Source organism: Streptomyces cacaoi, assembly GCF_006539165.1.
Classification (GTDB): domain Bacteria; phylum Actinomycetota; class Actinomycetes; order Streptomycetales; family Streptomycetaceae; genus Streptomyces; species Streptomyces cacaoi.
Genome location: NZ_BJMM01000026.1, coordinates 61,300 through 85,848 on the forward strand (window position 1 = coordinate 61,300; position 24,549 = coordinate 85,848).

General features: G+C 75.7%; 16 protein-coding genes and 1 riboswitch. Of the genes, 10 read left to right on the forward strand and 6 right to left on the reverse strand.

Features of this window, described 5'->3' with window-relative positions:
* The first annotated feature begins 38 nt into the window (after window positions 1-38).
* The gene (locus SCA03_RS35790) at window positions 39-1,148 is read left to right on the forward strand and encodes an NUDIX domain-containing protein (RefSeq protein ID WP_230988854.1); all 1,110 of its coding nucleotides are present in this window, start codon (window positions 39-41) and stop codon (window positions 1,146-1,148) included.
* Window positions 1,069-3,084: a prenyltransferase/squalene oxidase repeat-containing protein gene (locus SCA03_RS35230; protein WP_051857141.1), complete on the forward strand. Its 2,016-nt coding sequence runs from the start codon at window positions 1,069-1,071 to the stop codon at window positions 3,082-3,084. Before SCA03_RS35790 ends, SCA03_RS35230 begins: the two co-directional genes overlap by 80 nt.
* A 33-nt stretch (window positions 3,085-3,117) precedes the next feature.
* Here the strand turns inward: SCA03_RS35230 and SCA03_RS22565 are convergent, their stop codons facing one another.
* Complete coding sequence (locus tag SCA03_RS22565; protein ID WP_086815883.1) at window positions 3,118-4,656, reverse strand: cytochrome P450; 1,539 nt, start codon at window positions 4,654-4,656, stop codon at window positions 3,118-3,120.
* 196 nt (window positions 4,657-4,852) lie between these two features.
* Between SCA03_RS22565 and SCA03_RS35235 the strand changes: the two genes are divergently transcribed.
* The 7 genes from SCA03_RS35235 to SCA03_RS22605 all read left to right on the forward strand — a co-directional run bounded on the left by SCA03_RS35235 (window position 4,853) and on the right by SCA03_RS22605 (window position 15,781).
* Window positions 4,853-6,625 carry a cytochrome P450 gene (locus SCA03_RS35235; RefSeq protein ID WP_086815881.1) on the forward strand — a complete coding sequence of 591 codons (1,773 nt, stop codon included), beginning with the start codon at window positions 4,853-4,855 and terminating at the stop codon, window positions 6,623-6,625.
* A gap of 21 nt (window positions 6,626-6,646) precedes the next feature.
* Entirely contained in the window at window positions 6,647-6,922 is a 276-nt protein-coding gene (locus tag SCA03_RS22575; protein ID WP_063764591.1) for an acyl carrier protein, read from the forward strand.
* Window positions 6,919-8,181 (forward strand): beta-ketoacyl-[acyl-carrier-protein] synthase family protein, encoded by a 1,263-nt coding sequence (locus SCA03_RS22580; RefSeq protein ID WP_030885359.1) that lies wholly within the window; start codon window positions 6,919-6,921, stop codon window positions 8,179-8,181. Before SCA03_RS22575 ends, SCA03_RS22580 begins: the two co-directional genes overlap by 4 nt.
* A 505-nt stretch (window positions 8,182-8,686) precedes the next feature.
* Window positions 8,687-10,186 (forward strand): wax ester/triacylglycerol synthase domain-containing protein, encoded by a 1,500-nt coding sequence (locus SCA03_RS22590; protein WP_051845955.1) that lies wholly within the window; start codon window positions 8,687-8,689, stop codon window positions 10,184-10,186.
* Between the two features lie 583 nt (window positions 10,187-10,769).
* Window positions 10,770-12,278 carry a PP2C family protein-serine/threonine phosphatase gene (locus SCA03_RS22595; RefSeq protein ID WP_141275611.1) on the forward strand — a complete coding sequence of 503 codons (1,509 nt, stop codon included), beginning with the start codon at window positions 10,770-10,772 and terminating at the stop codon, window positions 12,276-12,278.
* 312 nt (window positions 12,279-12,590) lie between these two features.
* Window positions 12,591-12,758, forward strand: a riboswitch (cyclic di-AMP (ydaO/yuaA leader).
* 340 nt (window positions 12,759-13,098) lie between these two features.
* On the forward strand, window positions 13,099-14,166 hold the full coding sequence (locus tag SCA03_RS22600; RefSeq protein ID WP_371863975.1) for a M23 family metallopeptidase: 1,068 nt from the start codon (window positions 13,099-13,101) through the stop codon (window positions 14,164-14,166).
* A gap of 667 nt (window positions 14,167-14,833) precedes the next feature.
* Window positions 14,834-15,781 carry an aldo/keto reductase gene (locus tag SCA03_RS22605; protein WP_030885347.1) on the forward strand — a complete coding sequence of 316 codons (948 nt, stop codon included), beginning with the start codon at window positions 14,834-14,836 and terminating at the stop codon, window positions 15,779-15,781.
* A 57-nt stretch (window positions 15,782-15,838) separates the two neighbouring features.
* On the opposite strand, the gene SCA03_RS22610 is transcribed toward SCA03_RS22605, so the two are convergent.
* Complete coding sequence (locus SCA03_RS22610; protein ID WP_030885345.1) at window positions 15,839-16,252, reverse strand: PPOX class F420-dependent oxidoreductase; 414 nt, start codon at window positions 16,250-16,252, stop codon at window positions 15,839-15,841.
* 178 nt (window positions 16,253-16,430) lie between these two features.
* Here SCA03_RS22610 and SCA03_RS22615 point away from each other — a divergent pair, with 178 nt between their 5' ends.
* Complete coding sequence (locus SCA03_RS22615; RefSeq protein ID WP_030891124.1) at window positions 16,431-16,832, forward strand: (deoxy)nucleoside triphosphate pyrophosphohydrolase; 402 nt, start codon at window positions 16,431-16,433, stop codon at window positions 16,830-16,832.
* 58 nt (window positions 16,833-16,890) lie between these two features.
* Here SCA03_RS22615 and SCA03_RS22620 read toward each other — a convergent pair whose 3' ends face one another.
* The 4 genes from SCA03_RS22620 to SCA03_RS22635 form a co-directional block, all read right to left on the reverse strand.
* Complete coding sequence (locus SCA03_RS22620; RefSeq protein WP_371863974.1) at window positions 16,891-18,162, reverse strand: PrsW family intramembrane metalloprotease; 1,272 nt, start codon at window positions 18,160-18,162, stop codon at window positions 16,891-16,893.
* Between the two features lie 614 nt (window positions 18,163-18,776).
* Window positions 18,777-19,502 (reverse strand): tRNA (guanosine(46)-N7)-methyltransferase TrmB, encoded by a 726-nt coding sequence (gene trmB / locus SCA03_RS22625; RefSeq protein WP_086818400.1) that lies wholly within the window; start codon window positions 19,500-19,502, stop codon window positions 18,777-18,779.
* 542 nt (window positions 19,503-20,044) lie between these two features.
* Window positions 20,045-21,253, reverse strand: coding sequence for an L-2-hydroxyglutarate dehydrogenase (gene lhgD / locus SCA03_RS22630; RefSeq protein ID WP_030885317.1), 1,209 nt, complete (start codon window positions 21,251-21,253; stop codon window positions 20,045-20,047).
* Between the two features lie 300 nt (window positions 21,254-21,553).
* The gene (locus SCA03_RS22635) at window positions 21,554-23,113 is read right to left on the reverse strand and encodes an NsdA family TPR-like regulatory protein (protein WP_086815112.1); all 1,560 of its coding nucleotides are present in this window, start codon (window positions 23,111-23,113) and stop codon (window positions 21,554-21,556) included.
* Between the last annotated feature and the right edge of the window lie 1,436 nt (window positions 23,114-24,549).

Consider the following 24,549-nt stretch of genomic DNA (forward strand, 5'->3'; position numbering starts at 1 on the left):
GCTGTGCCGCCGGGCGAGCGGCTGAAGGGACGAGACACGTGGGGGAGTTGCCGGGGGGATCGGCGGACGGACGGGCGGACGAGCAGGTGGACTACGTGGATGCCGAGGACCGGCCGGTCCGTACCGGGCCGCGCGGCGGCGCACGCGCCATCGGACTGCACCACCGCGTCGCCGCCACCGTGCTGACCGACCCGGCGGGACGCGTCCTCGTCCACCGCCGCCCCGCACACGCCCCCGTCCTGCCCGGACACCACGACGTGCTGGTGGGCGGCTGTGTGCGCGCCGGCGAGAGCTACCGGGCGGCGGCGGCCCGGGAACTGGCCGAGGAGCTGGGCGTCGGAACCGGTGGCCCGCCGCCCCGGGAGCTGTGGCGGGAGCGCCTCGACGGGCCCAACGGGCCCTGCTGGCTGGCCGTGCACCATCTGCGCCTCGGCCCCGGCGGACCCCCGCAGGCCGACCCGGCGGAGATCGCCTGGCACGGGTTCGTCCCGTACGCCCGGCTGGTGCGGGGGAACGGGCCCGCAGCGGGGGAGGCGGGCGGGGTCCGGCCACCCGGTGCGGACGGGACGGAGGGGGCGGGCGGGACGGAGGGGCTCGGCTTCCGGGCGGTGAGCGGGCCCGGCGCACGGAGAACGCCGCCCCGGCACCCTCCGCGCCCCGCGCACCCCGCACGCTCCGCACGCCCCGCCTCGCCTCCACGCGCCGCCCGGCTTCCGCAACCTCCGCCGCCGCCGATGCCCTCTCCCCTCGCGCGGCCCGCGCGTGACCTCCCCTCGGCGCAGCCGGCGCGGCCGGCCCGGGAGCCGCGGCCCGGGCAGGGTGCGCCGGGCCCGTGGAGCGCACGGCCCGAGCAGCACCCGGATTCCGCGCGTCCGGCACAGACCCCGGCGTCCGCACCCCTGGGCGCCACCGACGGGGACGGCGGCGGCCGACCGGCCCACCCGTGCGCCGGGTTCGACCCCATCGCCCCGTTCAACCCCGTCGGCCTGCACGTCCTGCGCGTTCTCGGCCACCTGGAGCACCGCCGGGACGGTGTCCCCGCCGTCCCGGCCCTGACAAGAGGCACACATGATCACTGCTGGACTGTTCTCGGCCCCTGCCCCGCTGACCCTTGCGCCTGCGCCCACGCGGCTGACGGCCGCACGTGACCGGCTCGCCCGCCGGGTCGTCGCCCGGATCGGCCCCGACGGCCTGGTGGCGGCGCCCTGCGAGAGCCGCGTCCTCGAATCGGCGCTGCTGCTGGAGCTCGTCACGAGCCTCGTCCCCGCCGATCCGGCGCGCGACCAGCTGGTGCGCTACCTCAAGCACACCCTCGACACCGACCCACCGGACGCCGTGCAGACAGCCGTCGCCCGGGCCGTCCTCGGCGAGGTCCCGGCGGAGCTTCCGGACGAGATCCCGGTGGATCTCCCGGCCGAGGTTCCCGCCGAGGTCCCGGCCGAGGTCCCGGCGGACGCCCGGGCCGACGTGCCCGGGGCGCCGGCCCGGGTGCCGGGAGCACCGGGCGACGGGCCCGAAGCACCGGAAACACGGGAGGCACGGGAGGCACGGGAAGCACGGGAAGCGCCCGCCGGGGTGCCCGCGCAGCAGGCCGGGTCCGACGGCACCGCCCACCACACCGCCCCCCACGCCGCATCCCACTCCGCCCCCCGCACCGCCGCCGTCTCCGGCGGACGTGCGGCGGAACTGCTCGGCGCGTGCCCGTCCACAGCGCGCTCCACGGTGCCCCGGCAGGGCGGCGACGGGGTGCTCGCGGACTTCCCGCACTTCACCGCGGGACGCAAGCGGCTGATGTTCCAGACCCTGCTGGCCCACCTCGGCTCGGCGCCCTGGCCCCGCGTCCCGCTGGAGCGCTACGAGGCCCCGGGCCAGCAGACCTGGCTGGGCCTGGAGATGGCCGCGCTGAAGGTGATCGCCGCACACGGGACCGGCCGCACCGGGCAGCTGTGCGAGGGCGACTTCCTCGCGCTGTCGCCCGCCCTGCGCCCCGGCCCCGCCTGGGAGGCCAACCACCTGGCCCGGCTGCTGGCGCTGCTCGCGCTGCGCACCGACCCGGCCCGCCGGAACGAGACCGCCGCCGCCGTCACCCAGGTCGCCCGCCAGCTGCGGCCGGACGGCGGGCTGCCGTTCATCACCGGCATGGACGTCTTCGCCACCGCCACCGGCGGGCTCGCGCTCACCGCCGCCGGATACGGGGCGCACCCCGCCGTGCACTGCATGGCCGACGCGCTCGCCACCCAGCAGCACGCCGACGGCGGCTTTGGCTTCATGCGCGGGGTGCGGCAGAGCGACGCCGACGACACCGCGTACGCCCTGGAGTTCCTGCGCGCCACCGCGCCCCGCCGGCACGCGGGCGCCGTCGCCGCCGCCGAGGACTACCTCGTCGACCTCGCCAACCCGGATGGCGGGGTGCCCACGTTCGCGCGCGGCGTCGACTCCGAGACGGCCATGACCGCCGGCGCCGTCAACGCGCTCGCCCCCAGCAACCGTGCGCACGCCCGCGCGGTCGCCGCCGCGGGCGGCCGGTACCTCACCGGCTGCTGCCCGGACCGCACCCATGTGTGCGGGGCCGGCCGGGCCGACGGCTCCACCGCCCGCGACGACGGCTCCTTCCCGCACGACGGCCAGGCCGACCCGTTCGAGTGCAGCTGGAGCCGGAACGCCACCAACGCCGTGCACCGCACCGTCCTGGCGTGCGAATCCCTGCTGCGGGCCGGGCTGGCCGCGGACGGGCGGCGCACCGCCGGGCTGCGCGACCGGCTCGTCGAGCAGCTCGTCGCCCGCCGGCTGCCGGACGGCGGCTGGGGGCACGAGGGCGCCGGCGAGAGCGACCCGATCAGCACCGCCTACGCCGTCGTCGCGCTCACCCGCTCCCGGGGCGGCTCCCGGACCGGGGCGCTGCGCAGCGCCGTCGGCTACCTGGCCGGCCGGCAGCGGCCCGACGGCGGGTTCACCTCCGTGCCCGACCAGGCGGGGCCGCGTCCGCTGCTCTACGACGCGCCCGCGCTGGCGGACATCTGCGTCCTGCTCGCCTGGGGGCACGCCCTCGGCCGGCCGGGGCACCGCGCGCTGCGGCACCGCTGAGGACGGGCGCGCTGCCCCGCGCGCCCGTCCGCCTCACCGGGCCAGGTGCCGCCTGTCGACCCGCAGCCGCAGGCCGGACCGGCCGGCCGGCATCTGCATGGTGCGCAGCCGCGCGCGGGGCGGCGCGTCGGCCGCCGGGGTCAGCGTCCAGCGGTCCAACAGGGTGCTGGTGGCCACGGCGAGCGAGGTCAGCGCGAAGTGGTCGCCCAGGCACTTGCGCGGCCCCGCGCCGAACGCGAGGAAGCCGCGATCGCGTGCGGACGGCCCGCGCTCGGCCCAGCGTTCGGGATCGAAGCGGCCCGGGTCGGCGAACCCGTCCGGGCCCGAGGCCGCGTGCTGGATCTGGTGCGGGCTGAAGTAGAAGTCCGTGCCGGCCGGGAACCGGTAGCCGCCCAGGCGCACTTCGCGGACGCTGGTGCGCAGCAGCATCCACAGCGGTGGACGGCAGCGCAGCGTCTCCGCCGTCGTCCGGCGCAGCAGCGGCATCCGGCCGAGGTCGTCGAGGGTGACCGCGCGGCCCCCGGTCGCCTCGTGCAGCTCGTCGCGCAGCCGCTGCTGGAGCGGCAGATCGCGGCTGAGGTGGTGCAGTTGCCAGGCCAGCGCGCTGACGGTGGTCTCCGTGCCGGCCATCAGCAGCGCGACGAAGTGGTCGCGCACCTCGCTGTCCTCGGCCGGCCCGTCCCCGTGCGGGCTGGTCTCCAGCAGCGCGGCCAGCAGCCCCGAGCGCTCGTCGGAGGCGAAGGCGCGGGCTTTCGGCACGGCCGCGACGCACGCCTCCCGCAGGGTGCGCAGCGAGGTGTCGAACCGGCCCCGCAGCAGCCGGCCGGCGGCGGGCGGCAGCATCGTGCGCAGATACAGATCCTCGATGAGCCGGGCGGAGGCGGCGGCGAGCCGGTCGACCTCGTCGGTGGACAGCACGGGCAGCAGCGTGCGGACGGCCGTGCGGTGCGCGTAGTGCGTGGTGGCCTGGAGGATGTCCACGGCCCTGCCCGGCAGCCAGGCCTGCGCCGTGCGCTCGGCCTCCAGCCGCATCGACGGCACGGCGGCCGCGATCCGGGCCCGCCGGAACACCGGCTGGATCCGCCGCCGTTGGTGTGCGTGCTTGTCCGCCGCCGCCGTCACCAGCGTCTCCCCGAAGATCTCCCGGGCGTTGCGGTAGAACTGCCCGCCCTTGTCGAAGTCCGGTGCGTCCGTCACCAGGACGCGGTGCACCAGCTCCGGGTCGGTCACCAGATAGCTGGGGCGCCCCCACAGCCGCAGCCGGTGCAGCCCCTCACCCGACCCGGACCCGGCGCACTGCCGCAGCCACGACAGCGGATCCCGCAGGAACACCACCGCGTGCCCCACGACGGGCAGCGCGCCGGGCGCGTCCGGCAGCCGCGGCGGGCGCGGGGGGCGCTCGGGGCGGCCGGACGCCGACGGCGTACGCCGGGGCGGCGGCCGGTCGGCGGAGCCGCGCGTCCCCGGCTGCGCGGGGAGCCTCGTCAACGGATCGTGCCGCGCGGGCCCTTGGGCGGCCGGTCCGCCGGAACGCGGGTCGTGCGGGGGTCGGGCGATCTCGTCGGATGGCACGGGTTCTCCTCGGGAGCCGGCGGGTCGTCGGGGCCGTCCGCGGTATGCGCGGGCCGGACCTCAACGGGGCCGCTACCGAGCGCGTCTCCCCGCCACGCGCAGGGCCACCCCCAGGGGTGAAGCTCTTCACTCGTTCGAAGTGCCCTTCCCCCAGGGCCGTTTGGCGGACCGGGCTTTTTGCTGTGATGTCCGCGTTATGCCCATCGAACCCGCGCCCGCCCCGGGTGGGCTCCCCGTACTCGGCCACGCCCCCCGGATGCTCCGGGACAGGCTCGCGTTCCTCCAGTCCCTGCCCGAACTGGGCCCCGCCGCCACGGTCCGGCTGGGCCGGGAACGGGTGGTGGTGCTCAACGACCACCGGCTCGTGCGCGACGTACTGACCGCGCGCTCCGGCGACTTCGGCCTCAGCCCGCACTTCCGCGTGATGAAACGCATCATCGGGGACGGCCTGCTGGCCACCGACGGGGCCTTCCACCGCCGCAGGCGCAGCCAGCTCATGCCCGCCCTGCACCGCTCCCGGCTGCGCGACCACGCCGAGACCATGTCCCAGCTGTCCGACTTCACCGCCGAGCGGCTCGCCCACCTCGCCGGCCTCACCGCACCCGCCGTCCCCGCGGGATCCGCCGCCCGCACCGGAACCACCGGCCGCACGGGACGCACCGGCCCCACGGGCCGCGTGCCGGCCGCCCGGTACGCCGGTGTCCTCGGCCCGTTCGAGGCCGACCGCGCCCTGATGGCGCTGAGCACCGAGATCGTCACCCGCTGCCTGTTCTCCTCCGGCGTCAGCACCGAGCAGGTCCGCCGCGTCACCGAGGCCGTGCCCGTCCTGATGGAGTGGGCCGGCAGCCGCAGCATGGACCCGACGTCACTGCTGGCCCGCGTCCCCGCCGTCGCCAGCCCCCTCAACCGCCGCTTCCGCACCGCCATGCGCACCCTCGACTCCCTCGTCGGCACCCTCGTGGCCGACCGGCTGCGCGACGCCCCGCCGCCCGGCACCCGCCGACCCGGCGGCGACCTCCTCGACGCCATGCTGGGCGCCACCGACACCGCCACCGGGGAACGCCTCACCGCGCGCGAGGCACACGACGAGACGATGTCGTTCCTCGTCGCCGGCATCGAGTCCGTCTCCCGCACCCTCACCTGGGCGCTGCACCTCCTCGCCCGGAACCCGCGTGCCCGCCGCAGGCTGTACGAGGAGGTCGACACCGTCCTCGACGGGCGGGCCGCCCGCTGGGAGGACATCCCCCGCCTCCCCTACACCCGCTGCGTGCTCAGCGAGAGCATGCGCCTCTACCCGCCCGGCTACCTCGTCTCCCGCTCCGCCGTGCGCGACACCGCGCTGCGCGCCGACGGCCTGGGCGAACTCCCGCTGCGCGCGGGGCAGATGGTGATGTTCTCCTACTACGTCCTCCAACGGAACGGCGCCCTCTTCCCCGACCCGCACGCCTTCCGCCCGGAGCGCTGGGAGCCCGCCGGCGACGGCGGCGGCAACGCCGTCTGCGGGGCCGCCCGCGACGCCTATCTGCCCTTCGGCCTCGGGCCGCACGGCTGCCTCGGCGAGAGCTTCGCCTGGACGGAGATGACGCTCGTCCTCGCCTCCCTCGCCGCCCGCTGGGACCTGCGCGCCGTACGCCGCCGGCTGCCGCGCGCCGTGGCCGCCTTCTCCCTCAGCTTCGACGACGCCCGGATGACCGCCGTGCCCCGCCGTCCCGCTCCCGCGCGCGGCCCCGACCGGGCGCACGCGGGCGAGCGCGCACACGGCGAACCGCGCCCGTACGGCGACCCGCGTCCGCACGGCGTCGACCCCCGGACGCACGGCGGCGAATGCCCGTACGGCGAACCCCGCCCGTACGGCGGCGACCGCGCGCACGTACCCGGCCCGGCGCGCGCCGCCGCCCGGCCGCATCCCGCCGAGTGCCTGCACGGCGCCGGCCGGGTCGCGGCCCCCGCCCCACCGCCTCGCCCCTGATCCGTCCCGGAGGGAAGTGACATGACCGTCGAAGAACTCAAGGCCGTGCTGGTGTCCATGGGAGTCGACGGGGCGCTCGTCGTCCCGGACGCCCTGCGCGAGGAAGCCGGCCTCGACTCCCTGGGCGTGGCCGAACTGGCGCTCGTCATGAGCCGGGAGCGGGGCGTTCCCGTCTCCGAGGAGGAGCTGCACGCCACCGTGACCCTCGCCGACGTCGCGGCGCTGCTCAGCCGGGCCACCGTCCGCGCCACCGTCGAACCGGTGAAAGCCGGCCGCACGGAAGGCGACGCCGCATGACCGCCCCCGCCCCGGCCGTCGCCCTCACCGGGATCGGCCTGTACACCCCCGCGGGGGACGGCACCGAGGCCACCTGGGCACGGGTGTGCGCCGGCGAGCCCACCACCCGCCTGGAGACCGGGTTCGACGACGAGTTCGGCGGATCAGGCCCCGCCCATCTCGCCTGCCGTGCACCCGAGTTCGACCCCGAGCGGCTCGGCCGGGCGCTCACCCGCCGCCCGGACCGCTCCGCCGGATACGCGCTGCTCGCCGCCGAGGAGGCCGCCCGGGACGCGGGCCGCTGGCCCGGCGGCCTGGCCGGGGCCGAGCCGCCCGACTGGGGCGGCGCACGCGTGGCCGTCGTCGTCGGCTCCGGCGCCGGGGGCGCCCGCACCTACGAGGCACAGCAGCGGGCCTACGCCGAGCGGGGCCCCACCGGCATGTCCCCGTACGCTGTGCCCAGCGCCCTCGGCAACTCGCTCGCCGCGCAGCTCGCCGTCGCACTGCGCGCCGAGGGGCCCAGCTTCACCGTCAACACCGCCTGCGCCGCCGGGGCGACGGCCCTCGGCACGGCCATGGACCTGCTGCTCATGGACCGGTGCGACATCGCCGTCGCCGGCGGCGCCGAGGCCGCCGTGACCCCCTTCTACGTCGCCGGGTTCGACCGCATCGGCGCCCTCTCCCGGCGGTTCGACGACCCCGCCACCGCCTCCCGCCCGTTCGACGCGGGACGCGACGGCTTCGTCATCGGCGAGGGCGCGGGCGTCCTCGTCCTCGAACGCCTCGCGGACGCGACGGCGCGCGGCGCCCGCGTGCACGCCCGGCTCGTGGGCTACGGCGCCGCCGGTGACGCCCACCATCCCGTCAAACCGCGCCGCGACGGCGCCGGGATCCACGCCGCCGTCACCGAGGCGCTCGCCCGCGCGGGCGCCGCGGCCCACGAGGTGGACCACGTCAACGCGCACGCCACCGGCACCCCGCTCGGCGACGCCGTCGAAGCCACGGCGCTCGCCCGGCTGCTGCCCCACGCCCCGCCCGTGTGCTCCACGAAGGGCGTCACCGGCCATCTGCTGGGCGCCGCCGGGGCCGTCGAGGCCGGGCTGACCGCGCTCGCCGTGCAGCGCGGCACCGTTCCGCCCAACACCGGCCTCGTCGAGCCCTCCCCGGAGTGCACCCTCAACCTCCCCACCCGCCGCGTCGACCACAAGGCGGGCCTCGCCCTCTCCGTCTCCGCGGGCTTCGGCGGCCACAACACGGCCCTGGCCTTCGCCCCGGCCTGACCCCCCTCCCTGCCCCTCCCTGTTCCTCCTAGTTTCTCCTCGTTCCTCCTTGTTCCCTCCGGCCCCGCCCCGGCTCCGCTCCGACTCCGTGCTGCCGACGGGTCATCGGGCGCACGGCGCGGACTTCATGCCCCAACACGCGTGTCCGGTCGGGTCGTTGGCGGTCCCGTCCCGGCGGATGTGTCCACGGCGGGCCGTTCGGGACGCGGTCCGGGCGGGCGTCCCGGCGGGTCCAGGAGAGGCGGGTCCGGGAGAGGCGTGTGCAGGAGAGGGGGGTCCGGGAGAGGCGTGTACGGGAGAGGCGGGTGCGGGAGAGGGAGCGCAGGTGTGTCCCCGGCGTGGCGGGCGTCCGTGTGTGGTGTGCGCCCGGCGGAGTGCGCGCCCCGGTGTGCGCCCGTTGATGTGTGCGGGCCCCTCGCGCGATGCCGCGGCCCGTGCGCCGTCGTTGTCCGGGCGGTACCACCACCGCGCGCGGCGCCGCGCCCGACCGGAGAGAGCGGAGACCATGCCCGAAGCCCTCAGACCCGCACGGCCCCCGGCCGCCCCGGACGCCCCCCGGCCGCTGTCCGTCCGCGACCGGCTCATCCTCGACATCGCCCGGCGCGGACCGGACAGCGCCCTGCACCTGGGCGGTCTGCTGCTGTTCCCCGGCCCGCCGCCGGACCGCGAGGAACTGGTGGCGCACCTGGCCTCCCGCGTCCTGGCCGCACCCGAGCTGACCTACCGGCTCGGCGGTTCCGGCCGCCGCCCCGCCTGGGCGCCCGACCCGCGGTTCGACGTCCGCCGGCACGTCCACCGGATCACCTGCCCCGGGCGGCCCTCGGCCGAGAGCCCGGACGCCACCACGGCCTGGGCGGACGCGGCACTGCGGGCCGTGCTCGACCGGCCGCTCGACCGGGAGCACCCGCTGTGGGGCGTCTGGCTGATCGAGTGCGACCCGGCGGACGAGGCGTCCGGCGGCGGCCCGCTCCCGGACGGCGGCGGAGCAGGCGCCGGCGGGTTCGCCCTGTGCTACCGCGCGCACCACGGCTTCCAGGACGGTCGCGCCGCCGCCGAGACCATCGAACGCCTCTTCGGTCCGCTCGGGTACCAGCGTCCCGCCCCGCCGCACGCCACCCAGCTGGCCACCGGCCCGGCCCGCCGCGACTGGGGCCGCACCGTGCTGAGGGATCTGCTGCCACCGCTGCGCCGCGTCCCCGGCACCCGATGGCCGGCCATCGACGCCGTGGAGGGCCGGGAGCGGCTGGCCGTCACCGGCTCCTACCCCCTCGCCCCGCTCTACGACGTCGCGCGGGCCACCCGCACCGGGCTCACCCAGGTCTGCCTGTCCGTCATGACCGGCGCCCTGCGCGACTGGCACCCGGAGACCTGGGCCGACGGGAACACCGGCCCATCCGGCCCCTCCGGCCCCGGCACCGTGCCGCCCCCGTACGCCGATGGCCCGGAAGCCGCCGTGGCCACGGGCAGCGGGAGCGGCGGTTCCCGCGAGCGCGTCCTGCGGGCCACGTTCGGGATCAGCCTGCGGCCCCACGACGACCCGCTGCGGCTGCTCGGCAACCGCGGAGGCGTGGCCACGGTGCCGCTGCCCTGCGGCGAGCCCGCACCGCTGCGCCGGCTGCGGCTGCTCGCGCGGGACGCGGGCCACGCCCGGCTCAGCTCCATCGGACGACGCCACCGCGTGCTGTTCGAACGGATGCCGTACTGGTGCGGACGGCTGGGCCTCAGCCGTGGCATCGACCCCCGCCATGTGCCGCTCACCCTCGCGGACGTCCGGATGCGCTCCCGGCTCAGCTGGGCCGGACGCGACGCCGTCGCCTTCTTCCCGGTGCCGGTCTCCGTGCCGGGACAGCCGCTGTTCGTCGTCTGGTCGGTGTACGGGGAACGGCTGCACGCCACGTTCCTCGCCGACGCCGCCGTGCCCGGTGCCACGGAACTCCCGGCCCTGTGGCGGTCGTCCCTGGACACCCTGTGCCGGCACGCCCGCCTCCCGGAGCACGCACACTGACCCCGGCCGGGCCGGACCTCTGCCACGCGGTGGGTCCCCTGCACGGTGGTCCGCCCTCCGCCGGGGCTGCCGTGCGGTGCGGCGGCCCCTGCGGTGGGCGCGGTCGCGTGGCACGGGCCCGTCGGCCGGCGGGCGCCGAGTGGCCCCGGCCCTCCGCCCGGGCCACATTGGGACGGTGGAGGGCAGAGCGCAGGGGCCCGGCAGCCCGGAGGGACCGGCCGGTCCGAGCGGCCGAGCAGGTGGCGGTGCGGCCGGCGGCACCGGCCGTCCCGGCGGTTCGGGTCGTGCCGGTGGTTCGGGTCGTCCCGGCGGTTCCGGCGGTTCGGGCAGTCCCGACGGATCCGGCGGTTCCGGTGGTCCCGGCGGATCCGGCGGAGCCGGCGGTTCCGGCCGTCCCTCCGATCCGGGTGGCCCCGGAAGCCCGGGCCGTCCGGGCGGTTCCGGCGGTCCGGGCGGCGCAGACGGAAGCGCCGACCGCGCCGGGAAGGCCGAGGGAGGCGGGAGCACCGGCGGGGGCGAGGGAGGCGGGAGCACCGGCGGGGGCGAGGGGAGCGTCGGGGCGGACGGCGGGGGCGACGGTGCGGTGGCGGCAGAGGCGGCCGCGCTGGCCACCCCCGTCGGACCGGCCGGTGCGGTCGGCCCCGCCGGGCACCACGGCTACGACGAGACCATCGGCACGCTCCGCCGCTGGGCGGGCCGACTGCCCTACCTCATCATCGCGGTGGGGATCGCGGCGGAACTGCTCACGCCCCGCCATGTGACGGTCTCCGCTCCGTTCGCCGCCGCGCCGCTGGTCGCCGCGGCGTTCCTCTCGTTCCGGGGAACGCTCGCCGTCGGGGTGCTGACCTGCGGCTGCCTCGTCCTCGTCGTCGAGCTGCACGACACCGTGGGCGGCTACGAGGTGGGCGGCCGGACCCTGACGGTGGTGACCGTCACCCTGCTGGCCCTCGGCGTCAACTATGTGCTGCGCCGCAGCGGCGAACAGCTCGCCTCGGCGCGGGTGGTGGCCGAGGCGGTCCAGCTCGCGGTGCTGCCGGCACCGCCGTCGCACATCGACGGGCTGGCCCTCGCGGCCCGCTACCGTGCGGCGCGCGCCGACGCCCGGATCGGCGGCGACTTCTACGCCGCCGAGGAGACCTCGCACGGCATCCGGCTGATCATCGGCGATGTGCGGGGGAAGGGGCTCGGCGCGGTGGAGGCCGTCGTCATCGTGGTCGGGGCGTTCCGGGAGGCGGCCGAGCAGGAGCCGACGCTGGCCGACGTGGCCGCGCGCCTGGACCGGGCGCTCCAGCGGGAGGGCAGGCGGCAGTTGGGCACGGCACTGTTCGAGGGCTTCACCACGGCGCTCCTCGTCGAGATCCCGGTCCCCGCACCGGTCGGCCGGGGCGAGGCGCTCACGGGGCAGGAGAGCCGGGGCGGGCACGCCGGCGAGGAGGGCAGCGGGGGCGAGGGGAGCGGTCACGGGGGAGGGGGCGAGCGGGTGGTGCGGATGGTCAACCGCGGGCATCCGGGGCCGCTGCTGCTGCACCGCGGCCGGGCGACGCTCCTGGAGGCGAGCGAGGCCGCACTGCCGCTCGGCCTGGCCGAACTGGGCGTCTGGCCCGACCGGGTGGACGAGGTCGCCTTCCCGCCCGGTGCGCACCTGCTGCTCTACACCGACGGCCTGTCCGAGGCACGCGACGCGCACGGCGCCTTCTACGAGCCGGAGGTCCGGCTGGCGGGCCGCCGGTTCGCGGACCCGGACGAACTCCTGGACACGGTCCTCGCGGACGTCGCGGCCCACACCGCCGAGGCGAACGGCGGTCACGGACACGGCCATGGGCAGCAGGGAGGCGGGGTCGAGGCGGTCGACGCGGCGGACGACATGGCGCTGCTCGCGGTGGCGCACGCCCCCGGTGGACGACGACCACACGTCGTCGGCAACGGTCCGCCGGTCGGCCCGGCGGGCGGTGCGCCGGGTGGCCCGACAGGTGGCCCTGCGGGTGGCACGCCGGACGACGGTCCGAGGCCGGACGACGGTTCGCGGCCGGAGGACGGTTCGGGACCGGACGATGGTCCGCGGCCGGGCGGCCCGCAGGGTGAAGGCGTGTGAGGTGACGGCCCTTCCCCCTCCAGCGGGCGCACCCCGGGTTCGGCGGGCCTCGGCACCGAGGCCCGTCACCCTGTGCAGCGGCCGATACCAAATGGGTTGACAACCGGGCCCGTTGGGGCTTCGCACACCCGTCCGCGCCCCATGAATTCACCCGTACGGCTTGGAATCACGGCCGCGCTTCTATTAACGTCCGATAACGCAGCGCGGTTGTCACTGTCGTCACGGAAGACGGCACCGTGCGCCGTCGCCGAATCCCTCACGTACGGCTGTGCCGAGCACACACGGCACCACGTGCACCGAGCGCACCAGCGCACGGGTGCCGGGCACGAGCCGTACGGGGAACCGGGGAACCACCCCTTCCCGTCAGCGGTCAGGACGCGGAAGGACGGGGTGAATCGGGCCGTCTCGTACGAGGCGCCCGTAGGAGACCTTCCTGCTCCGAACCCGACAGCTAACCCGGTAGGCGAGAAGGAAGGAAAGGAGAGCGCCAGCCGTGGCGTCCAGGTCGAGGAGACAGGCCCCCGAGGTCTCGTACGGCCCCTACTACGACGACGGGGCTCCCGCCCCGTACGACGCGTACGCGCCCCACGACGCCCATGGCGTGGGAGGCCCGTACGCCCCCGGCGCCAAGGACGCCTACGCCGCCGACGCGTACGGCGCACACGCCACCGACGCGCACGCGGCCACGGGCCCGTACGGCGCCGGACCGGCCGCCGCACGCGAGGAGTTCGGCGCGGCCGTCCCCGGAACGGCACGTCCCGGCGTGCAGGCACCCGGAACGGGCGGCTCCGGCGCGGACGGTCCCCGAGTCGACGGTTCCGTGGCCGACGGTTCCGGGGTCTCCGGCTTCGGTGCCGACGGCTCCGGAACCGACGGGCCCGGCTCCGGTGAGGAGTCCTGGGAGGAGTGGAACCCCACCGAGGACTCCCTCCGCCCGGTCCGCGGCCGGCACCGCGTCGGCAAGCAGCGCTCCGGCGGGATGGCGCGCGGCGGTGCCGTGCTCGGCGTCGGAATGATCGCCGCGGTCGGCGCCGGCGGCATGGCCACGGCGCAGGACAAGGGCCCTGCCGCGATCTCCGTCCCGGACCTCGCCTCGGCCGCCGGCGCCGTCAAGGACCTCCCCGACCATCTGCCCGACGCCGAGGACCTCCCCGGCATCGGCCAACTCGTCTCCGACGACTCCGGATCCACCGACAGCGGCACACGGGTCGCGCCCTTCACCCAGGCCGGGCTCACCGAGGACGAGGCCGCCACCGGCGCCGACGCGGGCGAGGTCCTGCGCGCCCGCATCCTCGCCCAGGCCGAGCAGCAGCGCGCGGCCGACGAGGCCGAGGCGCGCGAGGAGGCACAGCGGGTCGCGGCCCGGCAGGCGGCCGAGCAGGCGGAGAAGCACGCGACCGCCGAGAAGAAGGCGGAGGCCGAACGCAAGCGGAAGATCGCCGAGGAGAAGAAGCGCAAGGCCGAGGCCGAGCGCCGCGCCCGCCTCGCCCGGATGTGGACGGCGCCGCTCGCCTCCTACCAGCTCAGCGCGGGCTTCGGCCAGGCCGGCGGCATGTGGCAGAACGACCACACCGGCCAGGACTTCGCCGCGCCCAACGGCACCCCCGTCAAGGCCGTGCACTCCGGCACCATCAAGGAGGCCGGCTGGGCGGGGTCCTACGGCTACCGGATCGTCCTGGAGCTGGACGACGGCACGGAGCTGTGGTTCTGCCATCTGTCGTCGATGACCAAGTCCGCGGGCGACAAGGTCCGTACGGGCGATGTCATCGCCCGCGTCGGCTCCACCGGCAACTCCTCCGGGCCGCACCTCCACGTCGAGGTCCGCCCCGGCGGCGGCGACCCCGTCGACCCCCTCCCCTGGCTCCGCGCCAAGGGCATCGACGTCTGACACCCCTGCCCCGCCGACCGCCGGGCCGATCGCACACTCGCGTACATCCGCACACTCGTGCGCATCCGCGATACCCGTTTCCGGCCCGGCACCGGCCCTGCTCCGGCCCGGCTCGGGCCTCGTTCCGGCCCGGAGCTTGGGCGGGCGCCCGGCCCCGGAACCTGGACGGGCTTCCGGCGTCGGGGAAACCGGGCGTGCTGTCCGCCCCTGGCAGCGACTCACCTCCCGCCCCCGATCCGCGTCGCCGCCTCGTACACGTCCGTCGAGCCGGGCCCGCCGCACCGCGGTGGTCGTCGTCCCTTGGCGCGCACAGGAGGGGACGGGGCGGCGACGCGCGGGCGGCTTCGACGGCACCGGCCACTCCTCCGGCCGCGAACCCGGCAGCACCGCCCCGACGCGGGTTCGGGCCCGGCGAGGATTCGGCACCGGGAGGGGCGGCACCGGCGAAGGTCCGGGCCCCGGGAGGGTTCGGTACCGGCGGTGGGGTTCGGCCCGGCCGAGAGGTGGGAGGGCGGGAAGGCGAGGGAAGGCGAGGGGAGGACGAGGGAAGGCGAGGCATCCGGAGGGCTTCCGTCCGGCACGCCACCTCGCGCGTTACCGTCAGCGCATGGCTGACAACCCGACCCCGCAGGCCGACGCCGATGCCGGCACCGCCGTCGGCCCGGCGATGCGCCCCGACCGGACGATCGGCGCGCTCACCGTCTCGCCGCTCGCGCTCGGCGGCAACGTCTTCGGCTGGACCGCGGACCGCACCGAGTCCTTCGCCGTCCTCGACGCCTACCGCGACAGCGGCGGCAACCACATCGACACCGCCGACGTCTACTCCGCCTGGGCCGAGGGCAACGAGGGCGGCGAGTCCGAGACCGTCATCGGCCAGTGGCTCGCCGCACGCGGTTCCGCCGTCCGGGACCAGGTCGTCATCGCCACCAAGGCCGGCGCCTTCCCGGGCCGCAGGGGCCTGGCGCCGCAGGACATCAGGCTCTCCCTGGAGGAGTCGCTGCGCCGGCTCGGCACCGACCACGTCGACCTCTTCTACACGCACTACGACGACGAGTCCGTCGAGGTCCCCGACTTCATGGCGACGCTGGACGAGCTGGTGCGCGAGGGCAAGGTCCGCGAACTGGGCGCCTCCAACATCTCCGCCGCCCGGCTGGAGGCGGCGCTGGCGTTCGCCGAGTCCCACGGCACCGCCCCGTACCGGGCCCTCCAGCCGCACTACAACCTCGTCTCCCGCGACACCTACGAGGGCGAACTGGAGAAGGTCGCCCGCGACCGCGCGCTGGCCGTCCTGCCCTACTACGCCCTGGCGTCCGGCTTCCTCACCGGCAAGTACCGGCCGGGCGAGGAGGTGCCCGAGGGCGCGCGCACCGGCAAGGCGGCCCGGTACCTGGCCACCGACCGCGGTCAGCGGGTGCTCGCCGCACTGTCCTCCGTCGCCGCCGCACACCGGGTGCCGGAGGCGTCCGTCGCCCTAGCCTGGCTGCTGTCCCGGCCGACCGTCACGGCGCCCATCGCCAGCGCCCGCACCACCGACCAGCTCCCGCCCCTGACGACCGCCGCGGGACTCGCCCTCACCGAGGACGAACTCCAGCTCCTCACCGACGCCTCGGCCTGACCCGGCCGGCGCCGCCCTCCCCGGGGGAGACGGGCCGGCCCCGTCTCCCCGGGCCGGTCAGCCCCTCGGCGGCTGCCCGTACACCCGGGCCACGTGCAGCCGCACCACCTGCCGGCGGTCGGCGACCATCGCGGACCGGTACTTGTCCCAGTCCGGGTGCTCCCCGAGGATCGCCCGGTACACCTCGACCAGTTCGTCGACCGTCGCATCGTCCGGCTCCCGCGCGACAGGAGTCAGCTCGGCACTGCCCTCGGCCACCGCCCACGCCCAGCCGTCATCGCTCATGACGTGGTAGCTCGCCCGCGGATCCCGCGCCAGATTCCGCGACTTGGCCCGGCTGTCCGTCACCGAGACCCGCAACACCCCCGTTTCCGGGTCATAGGTGTGGTTGACGTTCGACAACTGCGGCCGCCCGTCCCGCCGCAACGTCACCAACACCCCGAGCCTCCGCCCCGCCAACAACCCGTGCAGCGCCCCGTCCTGCCCACCCGCACCGAACCCTCCACCAACACGCACCACCACACCGACCTCCCACCCCCGCTACCGGACCGACACGTCCCACCACCACACCACATCGCACCCCGAGGCAGCAGGCCCCCGAGCGGGGAGCGGTCAGGGGACAGGGGAGGAGAGGGCCTAGGGTCCACCCATGGAGGACAGTCGGACGAAGCGGATCGTGGTGGCCGGAGCCGTCGTACGCGACGGGAAGCTCCTTGCCGCACGGAGGACGTCACCGAGCGCGCTGGCCGGCCGCTGGGAGCTCCCCGGCGGCAAGGTGGACCCCGGAGAATCTCCCCAGGCCGCCCTGACCCGTGAGCTGCACGAGGAACTCGGCGTGGACGTGACCGTAGGGGAGCGCCTTCCCGGCGAGGTCGAACTCGGTCAGGGGCTGGTGCTGTGCGCCTGGCTCGCACGGCTGGAGCGCGGCGAACCCCGACCGCTCCAGGACCACGACCAGGTGCGCTGGGTCGACGTACGGGAGGCCCCCAACGTCGACTGGCTGGAACAGGACAGACCCTTCGTAGCCCAGGCCGCCCGCTATCTGGACTGAGCTCGGTAGCGCTTCCGGCAGACATCTTGAGCCGTTGAGAGTGCTGCCGGGCCTGCCCTCAGCCTCCGTGCCCCGCCCCCCACTGCCGCGGTAGGTGGGGGCGGGAGAGGGCCAGGGCTGCGCTGGTGGTGGGTGGGGCTGCCAGGGGGCGGGTGGTGTGGAGGGTGTTGAGGAGGGCGTGCTCGCGGGTGGCGAAGTCGGGGGTGGTGGCGCCGTTGTCGGCGCGGGCGCGGAGGAGGGCCAGGGCGGTGGCGTCGTGCTGGTAGGCCGCGACGGTGCGGGCGGCCTGGGGGCCGTGGCTGCGGCGGGCCATCGCGCGGGCCATGGAGCGGGCGCGCATCGAGGAGAGCGACCAGGGCTCGGGCGGGCTGAACCAGCCTGCTTCGGCGTAGGCGGTCAGCGTGGTGCGGACGACGCGCAGTTCGTGCAGCCGGGACCAGATCGCCAGCCAGGTCAGCGCGCCGAACACCGGGATCATGAACAGGGCGTAGACGACGAGGAAGGTGACGTTCGGGAAGGACGCCGAGCCGTTCCATATGGCGTGCAGCAGGATCGCGGTGAGCAGCCCGAGCAGTGGAAGCAGGCGGCGCAGTACCCGGCGCCGTCGGGGGAGGGCGGCGACCATGCCGAACGAGATGCCCGTCATCGCCGTGAACAGCGGGTGCGCGAACGGGGCGAGGACGATACGGATGAAGAAGGTGGCGGCCGTCGCCGAGTCGGACAGGCTGTCCGGGTTGAGGAGGGAGTCCTCGCCGTAGGCGGTGCCGAGGTAGAGGATGTTCTCGGTGAAGGCGAAGCCGGTCGCGGTGATACCGGCGGCGGCGATGCCGGCGACCACGCTGTCCAGGTGCCTGCGGCGGAAGAGGAACAGCAGGAGGACCGCTGCCGCCTTGGTGGTCTCCTCGACGACGGGGGCTATGACCGTCGCGCCGAGGGTGTCCGCCTCGGTCGGTGAGTCGACGACGACGCTGCTCGCCAGCCAGTCCGTGGCGAAGCCGTTCGCGAGGAGGGCCACGAGCGTGGCCGCGCACGCGCCCCACGCGAAGGCGAAGACGTGCGCCTTCCACGGCGTCGGCAGGGCCGCGCTCAGCCAGCGGAAGGCCGCCACGAGCAGCGGCACGGGGAAGAGGGCGAGGCCGAAGCCGACCAGCAGCCCGCGGGTGCCGGTCTGCTGGCGGACCATGCCGAGTATCACCAGCCCGCACAGCCCCAGCAGGGCGGCCAGCGCCGTCGCCCGGATTCCGCGCTGGTTGCGCTGCCACCAGGAGGGGGTCGGGTGGTGCTGTCCGATCGGGGGGTGCTGTCCGAGGTGTGTGCCGGTCGGGTGCACGGCGCCGGTCGGGTGCACTGTGCCGGCCGGGGTCCCGGCGCCGGTCGTGTTTCCGGTGCCGGTCGTGTTGACGGGGCCGGTTGTGTTGACGGTGCTTGCGGGGTCCGTGGGGCTCGGGTGTTCCGTGGGGTTGGCGGGGCCCCACGGGGCGTGGCCCGGGGCGGCGAAACCGGGGACCTGGCCGGGGAACGGCGGTGCCGGGGCCGGGGGCGGCGTCGGGGCCGGATGCGGGGCGTGACCCGGGGGCGGTGCCTGGTGGAGGACCGGGGGGTGGTTCGGGGGCGGTGGCAGCGGCTGCGCCGGAGGGTCGGGCGTGGTGTACGGCGAGGTCGGTCGGCCTTCCGGAATGTGGTCCTCCGGTATTTCTCCGCGGGTGTCCGCCGGGGCGCCCGGCGCGGGTGCCGGACCGGGCGGGCGCCCCTCGGTCCTCGGATTCGACGGCGCGCCGGATGCGCCGGTCGCGCCGCTTGCCTCGTCATGCACGCATCGACACTAACGAGTGAAACGGGGGTGCGCTGGTGCCCGGAGGTTTCCTGCCGCACGGTCCGCGCCACCCCGCCCCGACCCGGCTCCCGGAACTGCTCCGGAAGGGCGGGCCGGGTCGGGAGGGCAGCTCAGCGGCGGCGGAAGAGGAGGTCGCGGACCCGGTGGCCCTTGTCGAGGCCCTGCCCCTCGAAGCGGGTCAGCGGCCGGGCCTCGGGGCGGGGCGCGAAACCGCCGTCGGGGACGGTGTTCTCGTAGTCCGGGTGCGCGGTGAAGACGTCGAGCATCTGCTCGGCGTACTCCTCCCAGTCCGTCGCGCAGTGCACCAGGGCGCCGGGACGCAGCGGGCCCGCGGCCAGATCGAGGAACTCGGGCTGGATGAGCCGGCGCTTGTGGTGCCGGGCCTTGGGCCACGGGTCCGGGAAGTAGATCCGCAGCCCGGACAGGGAGTCGGGGGCGAGCATCTCGCGCAGCAGGATGATGGCGTCGCCGTTGCCGACCCGGACGTTCGTCAGCCCCTGCTCGTCGGCGAGGCGCAGCAGATTGCCCTGGCCAGGAGTGTGGACGTCGACCGCGAGGATGCCCGTGCCCGGGTCCGCCGCCGCCATCCGGGCCGTGGCCTCGCCCATGCCGAAGCCGATCTCCAGGACGATGGGCAGGTCCGGGTCGTCGAAGAGCGCACCGAGGTCGAGGCGGCGCAGCCCGTCGATGTCGAAACCCCAGCGCGGCCACAGCCGCCGCAGGGCGTTCCGCTGGCCGGTGGTGACCCGGCTGCGGCGGGGCTGGAAGGTGCGGATACGGCGCTCGTGGTGGCCACGGGCCGGGTCGGGCGAAGGACCTTCGCCGGGCGGGAACATACGGGCACCTTCGCGGGGAGGACGGCTGTCGGGGGCGGTGGCCTCATCGGTGGCCTCGTCGGCGGACTCGCGGGCGTGGCTCGTGCCGTCGGCCCGGTCGCCGCCGCTGTGGTCGTCGTCGCCGTGGTTCCTGCTGCCGCCGCCGCTGCCGCCGGGGGTGCCGTCGGCCGGGTGGTGGGCGGTCGGGCCCGGTGCGGGGTGTTCGGCGTCCGGGGCGGGGGCGCGACGGTGTGTGTCGGGCGCTGTGCGGACCGTCTCCGGTGACCGGGCGGCGGGCCCGTTCGACGGCGGGGCCGAGGGGGCCGTCGGGGGTGTGGCGGCGGCGCGTGGGGGTGCGCTGTGCGCCGGGGCCGAGCCGGTCACTCCGGCGTGGACGCGGTCATCATGCTGGGGGAAGTTCTCGGGCTTGCACACAGTGCCCCGATTTTACGGGTGTCGGGTGGGACAGGAGGTGCGGCGCCGTGACGCCGCCGGTCGCCGGCCGCCGCTGGGTGCTGCCGGTTCCCGGCTCCTGGCCCGGCCCCGTTTCCCGGGCGGGGCGGTCACGCCGCCATCGAGGCCATCGCGCGACGGGCGATCTCCCGGCCGATGGGGAGGGAGGCCGTCGCCGCGGGGGACGGGGCGTTGAGGACGTGGACGGTGTGCGGGCCGTCCGCGAAGAGGAAGTCGTCGACGAGGGTGCCGTCCCGCAGCACCGCCTGGGCCCGCACCCCGGCGGGCGCCGGGCGCAGATCGGCGGGCGTGACCTCGGGCAGCAGACGTTGGACCGCGGCCGTGAACGCGGAGCGGGACAGGGAACGGTGCAACTCCCCCGCGCCGTACCGCCAGTGACGGCGTGCCAGCCGCCAGGCGCCCGGGTGGGTGAGGAACGGGCCCAGTTCCGAGGGGCGGACGTCCCGCCAGGTGTAGCCCTCGCGGGCAGGGGCGGGGACCGCGTTGGGGCCCAGATGCACCCCGCCGTGCACCCCTCGGGTGAGATGGACCCCGAGGAACGGGAAGGCCGGGTCCGGCACCGGGTACACCAGACCGCGCACCAAGTGTTCGCGCTCGGGGACCAGTTCGGCGTACTCGCCGCGGAACGGCAGGATCCGGGCGGGCGTCGCGTCCCCCGCCAGCCGTGCAATGCGATCGCAGTGCAGCCCGGCGCAGTTGACCAGGGCGCGCGCCCGCAGCACCGAGCCGTCCGCCGTACGGACGGCGACGCCGCGCCCCGGGCGGCGGTCGACCGCGGTGACGGTGCCCGCCGCGCCGTACCGCACCCGGGCCCCCGCGTCCGAGGCGAGCCGCGCCAGCGTGCCGGCCACCGCGCGGAAGTCGCAGACGCCGGTGGTGCCGACGTGGATCGCCGCCAGGCCGCGCACATACGGCTCGTGCTCCGCTATCTGCGCCGGACCCAACTCGCGCACGGGAAGGCCGTGTTGACGGCCGCGCTGGATCAAGGCGTGCAGCCGGGGCAGCTCGGAGCGCTCCGTCGCGACGATCAGCTTCCCCGTGACCTCGTGCGGAACGCCGTGCTCCGCGCAGAACTTCACCATCTCGGCGGCGCCCTGCACCGCGAACCGCGCCTTGAACGAGCCCGGCGGGTAGTAGATACCGCTGTGGATCACCCCGCTGTTCCGGCCCGTCTGATGCCGGGCCGGGCCCGGCTCCTTCTCCAGCACGGTGACGCGGACGCCGGGCTCGGCGCGAGTGAGCGCGTACGCCGTCGACAGCCCGACGATGCCGGCGCCGATCACCACGACGTCCTGCATCCGGGACGCGCCGGGCGCCGCGCCCTTCGGGATGCCGGAGACCTCGGGGGCGGCCGGGGCCGCGGATCCTGAGCTGCGCGCGGAGCCTGTCGTTCCGGCGGACCCGGCGGGCCCGGTGGATCCGGTGGTTCCGGTTGAGCCGTCGGGGCCGGTGGAGCCGTGGGAGCCGTGGGACGTCGTGGACACGGGTCCCATCATGGACCCCAACGGTGACACCGCGCAGCGGTGCCCGTCACGGTACGCACGATCTTGCGCCGACTCCCACCGCAGGTGGGACGGGCGAGACACACCCCGCCGCGGTCACGCCGGGGCGGCGAGGAGCGGACGCGCCCGCTCGCGCAGCTCGGCCACGCGCGGCTCGTCCCCGTACGGCTCCAGCCGGTTGAGCAGATCGCGGACGTACTCCGTCGTCCGCGCGGACGAGATGCGCCCGGCGACCTCGATGGCGCGGGTGCCCGCCGCACAGGCCGCGTCCAGATTCCCCGACTCCAGTTCGGCCACGGCCGAGACCACCAGCCGCAGCCCGTGCGACCGCACGAACTCCTCCGTGGGCTTCGACAACGCCTTCTCCGTGAACCGGCGCACCTGCCGCGGGGCCTTGAGATCGCGGTAGCACTCGGCGGCGTCGGCGGCCAGCCTGTCGTACGAGTAGAAGTCCAGCCAGGACGGATCCGGATCGCCCGCCCGGGAACGCTCCAGCCAGCTCTCCGCCGCAGCCAGCGCCGCCGCACACGCCTGCGCGTCGTTCGCCTTCGCGTGCGCACGCGCCTCGACCAGCTGGAAGAAACTCATCGTGCGGGCCGTCGCCAGACCGCGGTTGCGCTCCAGAGCGGCCTGCGCCAGATCCACCCCCTCGTCCGCGAACCCGCGGTAGGTGGCCTGGAGCGACATCGACGCCAGCACATAGCCGCCCAGCGGCACATCCGCCGCGGCACGCGCCAGCCGCAACGCCTGGATGTAGTACCGCTGCGCCGCCTCCTGCTGACCCGTGTCGAACGCCATCCAGCCCGCCAGCCGCGTCAGTTCGGCCGTCGCACCGAAGAGTGAACGTCCCACCTCGTCCGTGTAGGCACCCAGCAGCAGCGGAGCCGCGTCCACCCGCAGACACTCCGGCACCATCGACGAACGCCAGTCACCGCCGCCGTACTTCGAATCCCAGCGACGCGCCTCGTCGGCCGCCTCTCTCAACTTGGAGACATCCGCGTGCCCCACCCGCAGGGGCGCGGGCCCGGCGGCGTCCGCCTGACCGTTCCGCTCCTGCCGGGAATCACGGCCGCCGAGATCCTCGCCGTCGTCACCGTCGCGCTCGTCCACCGGATCCGGCCCGCCCGCCGCACCGTTGACCGCGTGCGCACGCGAACCCCCCGCGTCCTCCAGATGCTCGACATGGCGTGCGACCGAACTGTCCGCCGGGGTTATCAGCCACCGGGACGTCGGCGTGGCATACGCGCTCACGGAGAACGAGCCCGCCAGCGACTGCCAGATGCTGCCGCCACCGCGCCGCCCCGCCTGATCCAGCCGGTAGAGATCCGTCGCGGACTTGACGGCCGCCCCCACATCACGCGGGAAGGCCAGCCCCACCTCGGGCGTCGGATCCGCATCCGCGAGACCGATCTCGTGCAGCGGAACCGGCCGGCCCAGCTTGCTGCCGATGGCAGCGGCGATCAGATGGGGGGCCGCGCCCTGCGGCACCATCCCCTTCGAAACCCAGCGGGCCACCGACGTCTTGTCGTACCGGAGCGTGAGGCCGCGTTGGGCCCCGAGGTCGTTGACCCTACGGGCGAGCCCGGCGTTGCTGATCCCTGCTAGGGCGAGGACGGTGCCGAGCTTCTCATTCGGCCCGCGTGACTCCCTGGACATGCGCACCCCTGACACACACCGACGACCGCCCCGCGAGAGGCGCGGGGCCCCCTCCCGTGTCGTGACGCCTGCGCGCCGCACGGAAAGCACTGCCAACACAGCGTAGTTCGCCGGATCCCGACCGTTAAGGGGCGCTCTCCCGGATGGCGGGAACTGTGTCCGTACGCGTGTACGTGCGCGGGGCACGTGACAACCTCGCGCCGCACGCCCCCACCCGGCCGGAAACGAGTGCGCGACCCCCCGGGGAACGTGCTCCCGGCGTGTGGCCGTGCGCCTACGCATGCGCCTGCCCGGTACGGAGGGTGAGCGGTTCCATGAAACTTGCGTGGGTCGGCCCGCTGTTCAGGATCAGCGGGCTGGGGGACACCGCCGTCTCATTTCCCCGCGGACGGCGGTTCGGCCCGGGAGGCGCTCGGCCTCCCGGGCCGACATGCGTGCGAGCTGCTCCGCCGGGGTGCAGAAGTGGGGGCCGGACCGGGGCCGCGGCCGGGGCCTTTGGCCCTTTGGCCCTTTGGCCCTTCGGGTCTTCGGATGTGGGGTGGGGGCTTCGTCTCCCGTCTCCCGCCTCCCGTCTCCTGGCTTCTGCCTGGGGGGCTCTGGGTTCCGGGCTCTGGGCGTCGGCCGCTTGTCTCTGGCCGTTTGTCTCTGGCCCCTGCTGTCTGGGGTTCTGGTCGCTGGCCTTTCGGATTCCGGGCTCCTCCGCCCCCCATCCCGTCGAGGGGTGGTTGGTCCCTGCTCCTTCCATCTCTTGAGGGTGGCTCCTGTTGCCTTCTGGCCTGGGGTTTCGAGGCCGGTACGGGCTTGCGAGTCCGGCCTGGGCTGTAGCGGCTGGTGCGGCCCTGCCCCGGGGACCTCTCGGCTTCGTTGTGCTGCGGGGGTGGGGGCTACCGGGCTTGGGGCGGACCTGGGCGGGGTGAATCGCTGGGTCGGGTGGTTTGGGCGGGGGCTTGCGCATAAGGGAGTTGGGGGTGGGCGGGGCTGGGGGTGAGCCGGTGCGGGGTACGGTTTTTGCAGGTCAGGAGGTGGCGGGTGGTGGGCGCGGCTTCCTTGAAGGGTGGGCCCCGCGCACGGTTTTGGTATGCCCCCACCCGACCACCCCCCACCCCCACCCCACCCCTCCCTCCCCCGAAAGCAACACCCAGTCCGCCCTCCCCCGCCCCCACCGAATCCGGGGAGCAGACCCCGCGCATGGACGCGCTCCGTGAGCCCCGCGCATGCTGTGATCGTGAGCCGTGAGGTCCGTCGGTGCGCCGCTGGAGTCGCCGGTTCGCCCCTTGTGCGGGAGCCCGTCAAGGCTCTGTTGGCCCCGGGGCGAGGTAGGCCGGATTTGGCCGAATGACATCGGTCGGCTGTGCGGTGCCCGTGGCCGAAGCCTCCGGTATATGCCCGGCTTCACGGTCGTAGGCCCTCACCCCGACCCTCGCGAGGCGACCCCC

Bases quoted from the DNA above. Each gene is read 5' to 3' on its own strand.
- SCA03_RS35230 (WP_051857141.1), top strand. From the start codon at position 1,069: ATGATCACTGCTGGACTGTTCTCGGCCCCTGCCCCGCTGACCCTTGCG.
- SCA03_RS35235 (WP_086815881.1), top strand. From the start codon at position 4,853: ATGCCCATCGAACCCGCGCCCGCCCCGGGTGGGCTCCCCGTACTCGGC.
- SCA03_RS22575 (WP_063764591.1), top strand. From the start codon at position 6,647: ATGACCGTCGAAGAACTCAAGGCCGTGCTGGTGTCCATGGGAGTCGAC.
- SCA03_RS22580 (WP_030885359.1), top strand. From the start codon at position 6,919: ATGACCGCCCCCGCCCCGGCCGTCGCCCTCACCGGGATCGGCCTGTAC.
- SCA03_RS22590 (WP_051845955.1), top strand. From the start codon at position 8,687: ATGCCCGAAGCCCTCAGACCCGCACGGCCCCCGGCCGCCCCGGACGCC.
- SCA03_RS22605 (WP_030885347.1), top strand. From the start codon at position 14,834: ATGCGCCCCGACCGGACGATCGGCGCGCTCACCGTCTCGCCGCTCGCG.
- SCA03_RS22615 (WP_030891124.1), top strand. From the start codon at position 16,431: ATGGAGGACAGTCGGACGAAGCGGATCGTGGTGGCCGGAGCCGTCGTA.
- trmB (WP_086818400.1), bottom strand. From the start codon at position 19,502: ATGTTCCCGCCCGGCGAAGGTCCTTCGCCCGACCCGGCCCGTGGCCAC.
- lhgD (WP_030885317.1), bottom strand. From the start codon at position 21,253: ATGCAGGACGTCGTGGTGATCGGCGCCGGCATCGTCGGGCTGTCGACG.
- SCA03_RS22635 (WP_086815112.1), bottom strand. From the start codon at position 23,113: ATGTCCAGGGAGTCACGCGGGCCGAATGAGAAGCTCGGCACCGTCCTC.